The organism is Geodermatophilus sp. SYSU D00710, assembly GCF_054050195.1.
The window spans coordinates 1-9,859 of record NZ_JBJGYX010000099.1; the positions used below are offsets into that span (position 1 = coordinate 1).

Here is a 9,859-nt window from a genome sequence, read left to right on the forward strand (position 1 = left end):
CACGCCGCCACCCCCCCCCCCCCCCCCCCCCCCCCCCCCCCCCCCCCCCCCCCCCCCCCCCCCGCCCCCCCCCCCCCCCCCCCCCCCCCCCCGGGGAGCGGGCTCAGTCCTCCTGTGGCGGGAAGCAGCAGAACTCGTTGCCCTCGGGGTCGGCGAGGACGTCCCAGCCGATCTCGCCGGCGTCCTCGTCGGCCTCGTGCCCTGGGCGCTCGTCCGAGGCCCGCACCACGGTGGCGCCGGCGGCCTGCAGCGCCGCGGAGTCGCCGACGACGTCGAGGTGCACCCGGTTCTTCACCGTCTTCGGCTCGGGTACCGGGTTGAACCAGAGCTCGGGTCCGCGCCCGGCCGGGTCCTCGACCAGCACCGGCCAGTCCCGCTCGCGCGGCGTGCCGTCGGGCAGGGTGTCGCGGCGGACGTAGCCGATGGCGGCGCACCACCAGTCGGCCAGCGCCTGGTGGTCGCGGGCGTCGATGCAGAGGTCCTTGAAGCGGGCGGGTGCGTCGGTCACGGCGGGGGAGGGTAGGCCGACGGCGTGGCCGTGGTGATCGGGACCTCGGGGTGGCAGTACCGCGACTGGCGCGGCCGCTTCTACCCGCCCCGGCTGCCGCAGCGGCTGTGGCTGGAGCACCACGCCGCCCACTTCGCCACCGTCGAGAGCAACGCCGCCTTCTACCGGCTGCCCGAGCGGGACACCTTCGCCGCCTGGCGGGAGCGCACCCCGCCCGTCTACCGCTGGGCGGTCAAGGCCAGCCGGTTTCTCACCCACGTCCGGCGGCTGCGCGAGCCGGAGGAGCCGGTGGCCCGCCTGGTGCAGCACGCCGCGGGCCTCGGCGACCGGCTCGACGTGGTCCTGCTGCAGCTGCCGCCGACCCTGAAGGCCGACACCGGGCTGCTGCGCGACTGCCTGGCCTGCTTCCCGCCCGGGATGCGGGTGGCCGTGGAGCCGCGGCACGCGACCTGGGAGACCGACGAGGTGCGTGCCCTGCTCGAGCGCTACGGCGCGGCACTGTGCTGGGCCGACCGCGCCGAGCGGCCGGTGACCCCGCTGTGGAGGACCACCGGCTGGGGCTACCTGCGGCTGCACACCGGCGCCGAGGGGTGGGGCTATCCGCCGGCGGTGCTCGACGGGTGGGCGCAGCGCCTGGCCGCGACCTGGGCCGACGACGAGGACGTGTTCGTCTACCTCAACAACGACCCCGGCGGCGCGGCCGTCGTCGACGCGGTCGCGCTGGCCGGCGCGGTGCGGCGGGCCGGCCGCACGCCCACCCGCGTGCCGACGCCTGAGGAGGCGACCGGCGCGGCGTGGCGCGCCGCCTGATCAGTCCAGGACGTGCGGGTCCTCGCGGTGGTGGACGCCGAGCCGGTGCGCCGCCTGCTCGAGGACGTCCTGGACGGCGAGGGTGTCGGCCAGCGGCATGACCGCGCTCTCGGTGCGCCCGGCGCGCAGGCACTCGGTCACCTCGGCCAGCTCGTGGGAGTAGCCCGTGCCGTCCGGCGGGAGGGTGATCTCCTCGGGCTCGGCGCCGGTGCGGTGCAGCACGATCGTGGCCGGGTGGTGGAACCGGGGCAGGACGTCGATCCAGCCGCCGGTGCCGAACACCCGCGCGGAGCCAGGCGTCGGGTAGCGCAGCGACGTGGTCAGCGTGGCGGAGCGGCCGTCGTCCCAGCCGAGCAGCAGCGCGGCCTCGGCGTCGGCGCCGGTGGGGAAGGTCGAGCCGGTGACGGTCACCGTGCCCGGGGTGCCGAGCAGCATCTGGGCGAAGGAGACGACGTAGACGCCGAGGTCGAGCAGCGCGCCGCCGCCGAGCTCGAGGGCGAACAGCCGGTCGGCGGGGTCGTAGGCGCGGTCGACGCCGAGGTCGGCCTGCACCGACCGGACCTCGCCGATCGCGCCGTCGGCGACCAGCTCCCGCAGGCGGACGACGGCGGGCTGGAACCGCGTCCACATCGCCTCCATGACGAAGACGCCGTTGGCCCGTGCGGCCGCGACCACCTCCTGTGCGCCCGCCGTCGTCGCGGTGAACGCCTTCTCCACCAGCAGCGCCTTGCCGGCCTCGATCGCGGCCAGCGCGATCGCGTGGTGCTGCGGGTGCGGGGTGGCGACGTAGAGGACGTCGACGTCGGGGTCGGCGACGATCGCGGCGTAGGAGCCGTGGGCCCGCTCGAGCCCGTGCCGCTCCGCGAACGCCCGGGCCCGGTCGGCCGAACGGGACGCCACCGCCACCGGCCGCGCCCCCGGCACGTGCGCGAAGTCGCCCATCACGCTCTGCGCGATGCGGCCCGGCCCGACGACGCCCCAGCGGATCTCGTCCACGGCGTCGACCGTAGCCGGGAGGCAGACTGGGCCCCGTGGCCCTGCTCATCGACACCCCCGTCTGGCCGTGGCGGGGGCGCCGGTGGTCGCACCTGGTCAGCGACGTCTCCCACGACGAGCTGCACGCCTTCGTCGCCGCCGAGCTGGGCATCCCGCGCCGGGCGTTCCAGGGCGACCACTACGACGTCCCCGAGGAGCTCTACGACGTCGCCGTCGCGGCCGGGGCGCAGCCGGTCGGGGCCCGCGAGCTGCTCACCCGGCTGACCGCCGCGGGCCTGCGGGTCAAGAAGCGCGCGAGCGCAGCAGGGCGGCCTCCGCGGTGAGGTTGGCCCGCGCCCGCGGCTCCCACTCCCGTGTCGCCGGCAGCCGGTAGAGCGCCGGCAGCGCCAGCAGCGACCCGAGGACGGCGATCCGCCCGGCGGTGAACACCTCGTCGGACAGGTGGGCGTACTCCGCGCGGATGGCCGAGGCGTAGGCCGCGTAGGCGTCCGGCGGCCCGGCCAGGACGGCGAGGTCGGCGTCGCAGAGCACCGCCCCGTTCCCGTCGCCCGGCGCGGCGTCGTGCCCGGCGGTGACCAGCACCAGCCGCACGACCTCGTCCAGCCGCGCCGGCGGCACCAGGCCGCGCAGCCCCGCCCGGGCCCGCTCGGCGCTCACCTGCTCGTTGTCGCCACGGCGGGGGTCGTAGACGACGTCGTGGTACCAGGCGGCCAGCGCGACCGCGGCCGGGTCCTCCGCGGCGCCGCCCAGCTCGCGCACCAGCCCGAGGACGGCGGCCAGGTGGTGCAGGTCGTGGTAGCGGCGGTGCGGCTCGCTCCACGCGGCGACGACGGCGGCCCACTCGGTGCGCGCGGTGGGTGAGTCGCCGGCCAGCGCCGCGAAGTCGTCGTAGCCGATCACGCGACCCCGCAGCGCCGGACGGTGAGCAGCGCCAGCGCCCGGGCGACCGCGGTCACCTCGGCCACGGGCACCCGCTCGGCCGGGCCGTGGGCGAGGTGCAGGTCGCCGGGGCCCAGGTGCAGCGTGGGGATCCCGGCGGCCGCGTAGAGCCGCAGGTCGGTGCCGGCGGACACCGCCCGCTCGGGCGGCCGGGCCCCGCCGGTGTCGACGACGGCGTCGCGGACCTGGCCGAGGAGCTCGTGCCCGGGCGGCAGCGACCCGCTGGCGAAGGTGCCGCCGGTCCAGGTCACCCGCACCGGGTGGGCGGCCAGCCACGGGTGCCCCGCGCAGAACGCGGCGACCCGGTCCTCGAACGCCGCGCGGGCGACCTCGACCGGCTCGCCCAGCCGCACGCCGTAGCGGCCCTCGGCCACCAGCCGGTCGGGCACCGTCGAGGCCCAGTCCCCGGCGTGCACGGTGCCGATCGACAGCCCGAAGGGATACCGCTCGCCGGCGAAGCGCGGGTCGGCGCCGCGCTGCCGCTCCGCCTCGAGGTCGCGCAGGTCGGCGTGCAGCTGCGCGAACAGCTCCACGGCGCTGACCCCGCGGTCGCGCATCGCCGCGTGGGCCGCGGCACCGGTCACCTCCAGCCGGAACGTCAGCGCCCCGGCCGCGGCGGTGACGACGGCGCCGTCGGTGGGCTCGGGGATGACGCAGGCGTCGCCGCGGTGCCCGCGGGCCAGCGTCGCCCACGCACCCAGGCCGCCGTCCTCCTCACCGACCACGCTGTGCAGCGCCATGGGCCGGCGCAGCCGCACGCCGGCGGCCCGCACGGCGGCCAGCGCGGCGAGCGCGGCGGCCAGGCCGCCCTTCATGTCGCAGGCGCCGCGGCCGTGCACCGCGCCGCCGTCGAGCCGCGGGGTGAACGGGTCGCCGGCCCACAGCGCGCGGTCGCCGGTCGGCACGACGTCGGAGTGCCCGCACAGCACCAGTGCGGGGTCCCCGTCGTCGGTGGCGGGGACCGTGCCGACGACGCCCCACGCCTCCTCGCGCACGACCTCCTGACCGGGCGCGTCCGGAGCGGTCGCGGCCGCCCGCAGGTCGATGGCCCAGCGGTCGACGTCGCAGCCGAGGCCGTCGAGCTCGGCGGCGACCAGCGCCTGCACCTCGCACTCGGCCGCGGTGCCGCCGACCGAGGGGACGGCGACCAGCCGGCACAGCAGGTCGACGGTGGCGGCCTCGTCGACGGCGTCCAGCACGGCCGCCTCGGTCGGCGTCAGGGAACCCACGGCGCGGAGTCTGGCAGGTGGGTGTGGTGGCGATCCCGTGTGTCATCGGCCGGGGGAGGGGTACCTTCGGTGTCGTCCGGACCGGGCGATTCTGTGTCCCCGGGTGCCAATTGGATACCGCCTTCGCGGACTACCGCCCCGACCCCGGTCGGGGGCTGGAGCCGCGTCGTGCCTCTCGCCGCGAGGCGACCAGAGCCCGGTCCGGACCCCACCTCAGCCCAGCACCCACCCGCACGGGTCGGCCAGCGCCTGCGCCGCCTCCGGCCCCCACGAGCCCGGCTCGTAGGGCCGGACCTCCGGCGGGGCGTCGAGCACCGGCTGGACCGCCCGCCAGGCCTCGGCCAGCCCGGCACTGGTGGTGAACAGCGAGCGGTCGCCGACCAGCACGTCGTGGATGAGCGAGGCGTAGGCCGGCAGCGGCTCGCCGCCGGGCACCGCGCCCAGGTCCAGCGAGGCCCCGGCGACCGCGAGGTCGAGGTCCGGGCCCGGCCGCTTGGCGACCAGGCCGAGGTCGAGGGAGCCCGCGCCCGACAGCGACAGCGAGACGGTGTTCCCGCCACCGGGGGTGGCGCCGACCGGCCCGTCCGGCCGCCGCATCACCAGCGTCACACGCTGGTGCGACTCGGCCATCCGCTTGCCGGTGCGCAGCAGGAACGGCACCCCGCGCCAGCGGTCGGTGTCCACCCAGAGCCGCGCTGCGACGAAGGTGTCGGTGCGGCTGTCGCCGGCGACGCCGTCGAGGTCGCGGTAGCCCTCGAACTGACCGAGCACGACGTCCTCGCGCGCCAGCGGCCGGAACGCCGCCATCACCGCCTCGCGCGCCTCCTGCAGGTCCGCCGACGTCAGCGAGGCCGGCGGCTCCATCGCGACCTCGGCGGCCACCTGGAAGAGGTGGGTGACCAGCATGTCCAGCGTCGCGCCGGTGGCGTCGTAGAACTCCGCGCGGTCGGCGACGTCGAGGGTCTCGGGCACGTCGACCTGCACCTGGGCGACGTGCTCGCGGCTCCACACCGAGGAGAACAGCCCGTTGCCGAAGCGCAGGACGTGCAGGTCCTGGGTGCCCTCCTTGCCGAGGAAGTGGTCGATGCGGAAGACCTGCTCCTCGTCGAGGACCGAGTGCACCAGCTCGTCGAGCTCGCGGAAGTCCGCAGGGGAGGTGCCGTAGGGCTTCTCGTAGACGACGCGGGAGCCCGCGGCCAGGCCGTGGGCGTCCAGGGCGCGGGTGATCCCCTCGAACGCGCCGGGCGGGACGGCGAGGTAGTGCACCAGCTGCGCGTCGGCACCGATCTCCTCGCGCGCCCGCCCGACGACGTCGAGCAGCTGCCCGGGGTCCTCGGGCGTGTGCCCGCCGCCGGCGAAGCGCAGCCGGTCGAGCAGGCCGTCGGCGGGCCCGCCGTCGCCGTGCTCGGCCAGGGTGTCGCGCACGTGGTCGCGGAACTCGTCGTCGGAGCGCTCGCCGCGTCCGCTGCCGACCAGCCGCCAGTCCGCGGGCAGCAGGCCACGCCGCTGGAGCCGGTCGAAGGCCGGCAGCACCATGCGCGCGGCCAGGTCGCCGGTGGCGCCGAAGAGGACGAAGACGGTCGGGGGGAGGTCGGCCATGTGCCCAGCCTCGCCGCCCGGCTCCTCAGGCGCGCGCCAGGCGCGTCTGAGGGGGTCTCAGACCCCGGGGGCGGTCGAGGACTGCCCGGTCGCCCGATGCCCGGGGTGCCGCCTCAGGCCGACCGTGGTCGCCGTCCCCACCGGACGCCACCACGACGAGGAGACGGCGATGAGCACCTACCCCGACCCCGGACTCGAGGCGGAGCTGGCCTACCGGCGCGAGGTGCTGCAGGCCATCGGGCAGGGCACCCGGCGCCGGCCCCGGCGGACCCTGCGGCTGCGGCGGCCTCGCTGACCACGGCGCTGTCGGGGTCGCGTGCCACGATCGGCGCCGTGCCGCGGTGGGACGAGCGACCCCTGGTGGGCCGGGCCGGCGAGCTCGCCGAGCTCGAGTCCGCGGTCGAGCGCGCCGTCACCGGCCGTGGCTCGGCCGTGCTCGTGGCCGGTGACGCCGGCGTCGGCAAGTCCCGCCTGCTCGACGAGCTCGCCGCCCGCGCCGCCGCCCGCGGCCTGCGGGTGCTCGTCGGGCACTGCGTCGACCTCGGCGAGGTGGGCCTGCCCTACCTGCCCTTCGTCGACCTGCTCCGGCCGGTCGCCGCCGAGCTCGGCCAGGACGCGGCCGGCCTGTTCGCCGCGCGGCCGGGCGGTGGCCACGAGCCGGACGCCGCCGACCTGCCCAGCCCCGTGCGCACCCTCCGCCCACCGGTCGACGACGGCCGGCTGCAGCTGTTCGAGTCCGTCGCCGGGGCGCTGGCCGGGCTGGCCGCCGACGCGCCGGTCCTCGTGGTGCTCGAGGACCTGCACTGGGCCGACCGCTCCAGCCGCGACCTGCTGCGCTACCTGCTCGCCCGGCTCGACGACGAGCCGGTCGCCGTCGTCGCCTCCTACCGCTCCGACGACCTGCACCGCCGCCACCCGCTGCGCCCGCTGCTGGCCGAGCTGGTGCGGCTGCCCGGCGTCGAGCGGCTCGACCTCGCCCCGCTGCCCGACGCCGCCGTCGAGGAACTGGTGCGCGGCCTGGCCGCCGGGGTCCCCGACCGCACGGTCGACGACGTCGTGGCCCGCGCCGAGGGCAACGCGTTCTACGCCGAGGAGCTGCTGGCCGCGGGCCTGGCCGGGGAGACCCTGCCGCTGGGTCTCACCGACGTGCTGCTCGCGCGGGTCGAGCAGCTGGGCCCGGCCGCGCAGCAGGTGCTGCGGGTCGCCGCGGTGGCCGGCCGGCGGGTGCGCCACGAGCTCGTCGCCGCCGTCGGCGGGCTCTCCGACGTCGACCTGGAGCGCGCGCTGGCCGAGGCGGTGCACTCCCACCTGCTCGTCGTCGGCCCCGACGGCGCCTACCGGTTCCGGCACGCGCTGCTGCGCGAGGCCGTCCTCGCCGACCTGCTGCCCGGCGAGCGCGTCCGGCTGCACGCCGCGGTCGCCGCGCACCTGGCCGCCGTCCCGGCCGCGGGCACCGCCGCCGAGCGGGCGCACCACCTGCGGGAGAGCAACGACCTGGCCGGCGCCCTGGCGGCCTCGCTGGAGGCCGCCGACGAGGCCCGGCGGGTCGGCGCCCCGGCCGAGCAGCTGCAGCACCTGGAGGCCGCGCTCGCGCTGTGGCCGGCCGTGCCCGACGCCGCCGAGCGGGCCGGGCGGAGCCAGGCCGAGCTGCTGCTGGACACCTCGACCGCCGCCCGCCGCGGCGGCGAGCTGCACCGGGCGGTGGCCCTGCTGCGGGCGGCGCAGGAGGTCCTCGGGCCCGACGGCGACCGCGACCTGCGGGCGCGGGTGCACTACACGCTGGCCCAGGCGCTGGCCCGCATCGAGGACCAGGCCTCCGCGGTGCGCGAGACCACGGCGGCGATGGCACTGGTCCCGGCCACGCCGCCCTCGCCCACGCGCACCTGGGCCGCGGCCACGCACGCGCGCGCCTGCTACGAGGTGGGCCGCCGCGCCGAGGGTGACGCCGCCGCCGAGGAGGCCCTGGCCGCCGCCGACGCGCTCGGGCTGGACAGCGCCTGGGCCGACGTCGCGGTGTCGCTGGCCCGCTCCCGCGGCGGGGACGGCCTGACCACGCGGCTGGAGGAGGCGCTGGTCCGCGCCCGCCGCTCCGGTGACGCCGACGTCGAGATCCGGGTGCTGTTCAACCTGGCGATCGTCGCGTACGAGGGTGGGGCGGTGCAGGAGACGCTGCGCTGGAGCGACGAGGGGCTGACACGGGCCCGGGTGCTCGGCGTCGAGTGGTCGTTCTACGCGGCGGAGCTGCGCCACCTGGGCGTCGTCTCGCGCTACGTGCTCGGCGACTGGGACGGCAGCCTGGCGCTGGCCGACCGGCTGGCGCGCGTGCCGGAGATGGCGGCGCACGTGCGGGCGGCGGGCCTGCTGGTGCAGGTCGGCCGCGGCGACCCCTCGGCGGCCGCGCGGATCGCCTGGGCCCGGGGGCTGGCCGGCCGGCTCGACACCCACGTGCTGCTCCTGCTGGCCACCGCGGGCGCCGAGATCGACGTCGCCGCCTGGAGCGGCGACCCGGCCACCGCGGTCCGCAGCGCCCGCGGTGCCGCCGCGACGCTGGCCGACCTGTGGGGTGACGAGCGGCTCGCCGTCGTGCGGCTGGTGGCCACCGCGCTGGCGCCGGTCGCCGACGCCGCCGCCACGGCCCGGCTCACCGGCGACGCCGCGGCGGTGGCGGAGTGGACGGCGGCGGGGGAGTCGCTGGTGACCCTGGGCCGCGACGCGGTCGCCGACCACGCCCGCGCGGTCGGGCCGCACGGCGTGGAGGCCGCCGCGTGGCTGGCCCGGCTCGACGCCGAGGCCGCCCGGCTGGCCGGTGAGGCGTCACCGCGGCTGTGGTCGGCCGCCGCGGAGGCGTTCGGCTACGGGCACGTCTACGAGCAGGCGCGCTGCCGGTGGCGGCTGGCCGAGGCGCTGGTCGCGGCGGGTGACCGCGACGCCGCCCTCGGGCCGCTGACCGCCGCGGCCGGCACCGCCCGGTCGCTGGGCGCGCGGCCGCTGCTGGCCGCGGTGACCGCGCTGGCCCGCCGCGCGCGGCTGGAGCTGCCCGGGGCCGGCCGGGTGGTGGCGACCGCCGCGGTGTTCACGCCGCGGGAGACCGAGGTGCTGGCGCTGCTCGCCCGTGGCCGCACCAACCGGCAGATCGGCAGCGAGCTCTACATCAGCGAGAAGACCGCCAGCGTGCACGTCAGCAACATCCTGGCCAAGCTCGGCGCGGGCAGCCGAACCGAGGCGGTCGCCGTCGCCGCGTCCCGGGGCCTGCTCCCCACGGGCTGAGGGGTCCGGGCGGTCAGTAGGTCTCGTCGGTCGTCGTCCGCCGGGCCGGCCCGCCGTAGGGGTCGTGGGCCTCGGTCCGGGTGACCCGGCGGCGGCGCGGAGCCCACAGCGCCACCTCGAGCACGATGCCCAGGGCGCCCGCGGCCATGAGGATCCAGCCGACCACCGGCAGGTCGATGCCGCTGACGTCGACGCGCAGCGCGAAGGTGAGGACGGCGCCCAGCGCGAGCAGCACGATGGCGGTTCCGAGACGCATCGCGGTTCCCTCCCTGCGGCGGGGCTACACCCTCGGGGCTCCCCGGGGTCCGCCCGCCGCGGCGCCCGGGTGCCCCGGCGCCCCGGCGGTGAACCGGTCGCGGGCCCGGGATGACCCGAACGGGTGGTCGCGCTGGTCCGAGGCGTGGGGGTGGGGGGGGGGGGGGGGCCGGGGGGGGGGGGGGGGGGGGGGGGGGGGGGGGGGGGGGGGGGGGGGGGGGGGGGGGGGGGGGGGGCGGGGGGCCGGCGGGGCCGC

General features: G+C 78.3%; 10 protein-coding genes. 4 read left to right on the top strand and 6 right to left on the bottom strand.

The genetic code is table 11. The features are described 5' to 3' along the window. Positions 1-103: 103 nt before the first annotated feature. On the bottom strand, positions 104-508 hold the full coding sequence (locus tag ACI78U_RS24255) for a VOC family protein (RefSeq protein WP_456878005.1): 405 nt from the start codon (positions 506-508) through the stop codon (positions 104-106). Positions 509-532: 24 nt separating this feature from the next. Here ACI78U_RS24255 and ACI78U_RS24260 point away from each other — a divergent pair, with 24 nt between their 5' ends. Next, positions 533-1,318 carry a DUF72 domain-containing protein gene (locus ACI78U_RS24260; RefSeq protein ID WP_456878007.1) on the top strand — a complete coding sequence of 262 codons (786 nt, stop codon included), beginning with the start codon at positions 533-535 and terminating at the stop codon, positions 1,316-1,318. Here ACI78U_RS24260 and ACI78U_RS24265 read toward each other — a convergent pair whose 3' ends face one another. Next, entirely contained in the window at positions 1,319-2,314 is a 996-nt protein-coding gene (locus tag ACI78U_RS24265) for a Gfo/Idh/MocA family protein (protein ID WP_456878009.1), read from the bottom strand. 35 nt (positions 2,315-2,349) lie between these two features. Between ACI78U_RS24265 and ACI78U_RS24270 the strand changes: the two genes are divergently transcribed. Further along, positions 2,350-2,637, top strand: coding sequence for a DUF4031 domain-containing protein (locus ACI78U_RS24270; protein WP_456878010.1), 288 nt, complete (start codon positions 2,350-2,352; stop codon positions 2,635-2,637). On the opposite strand, the gene ACI78U_RS24275 is transcribed toward ACI78U_RS24270, so the two are convergent. From ACI78U_RS24275 to ACI78U_RS24285, 3 genes are all read right to left on the bottom strand, one after another. Continuing rightward, positions 2,597-3,214, bottom strand: a complete 618-nt coding sequence (locus ACI78U_RS24275; protein ID WP_456878011.1) for an HD domain-containing protein — start codon at positions 3,212-3,214, stop codon at positions 2,597-2,599. The two genes, ACI78U_RS24270 and ACI78U_RS24275, sit on opposite strands and share 41 nt — an antisense overlap. Next, a complete protein-coding gene (locus ACI78U_RS24280; RefSeq protein WP_456878012.1) occupies positions 3,211-4,482 on the bottom strand; it encodes an ArgE/DapE family deacylase in 1,272 nt (423 codons plus the stop codon). The genes ACI78U_RS24275 and ACI78U_RS24280 overlap by 4 nt, the downstream gene beginning before the upstream one ends. A gap of 213 nt (positions 4,483-4,695) precedes the next feature. Next, the gene (locus ACI78U_RS24285) at positions 4,696-6,081 is read right to left on the bottom strand and encodes a glucose-6-phosphate dehydrogenase (protein WP_456878013.1); all 1,386 of its coding nucleotides are present in this window, start codon (positions 6,079-6,081) and stop codon (positions 4,696-4,698) included. A 169-nt stretch (positions 6,082-6,250) separates the two neighbouring features. Between ACI78U_RS24285 and ACI78U_RS24290 the strand changes: the two genes are divergently transcribed. Then, the gene (locus tag ACI78U_RS24290; RefSeq protein WP_456878014.1) at positions 6,251-6,376 is read left to right on the top strand and encodes a hypothetical protein; all 126 of its coding nucleotides are present in this window, start codon (positions 6,251-6,253) and stop codon (positions 6,374-6,376) included. Between the two features lie 38 nt (positions 6,377-6,414). After that, on the top strand, positions 6,415-9,348 hold the full coding sequence (locus ACI78U_RS24295; protein ID WP_456878015.1) for a helix-turn-helix transcriptional regulator: 2,934 nt from the start codon (positions 6,415-6,417) through the stop codon (positions 9,346-9,348). Between the two features lie 13 nt (positions 9,349-9,361). Here ACI78U_RS24295 and ACI78U_RS24300 read toward each other — a convergent pair whose 3' ends face one another. Next, the gene (locus ACI78U_RS24300; protein WP_456878016.1) at positions 9,362-9,604 is read right to left on the bottom strand and encodes a DUF6458 family protein; all 243 of its coding nucleotides are present in this window, start codon (positions 9,602-9,604) and stop codon (positions 9,362-9,364) included. Between the last annotated feature and the right edge of the window lie 255 nt (positions 9,605-9,859).

Coding starts and splice junctions, on each gene's coding strand:
- ACI78U_RS24285 (WP_456878013.1), bottom strand. CDS start 6,081: ATGGCCGACCTCCCCCCGACCGTCTTCGTCCTCTTCGGCGCCACCGGC.
- ACI78U_RS24290 (WP_456878014.1), top strand. CDS start 6,251: ATGAGCACCTACCCCGACCCCGGACTCGAGGCGGAGCTGGCCTACCGG.
- ACI78U_RS24300 (WP_456878016.1), bottom strand. CDS start 9,604: ATGCGTCTCGGAACCGCCATCGTGCTGCTCGCGCTGGGCGCCGTCCTC.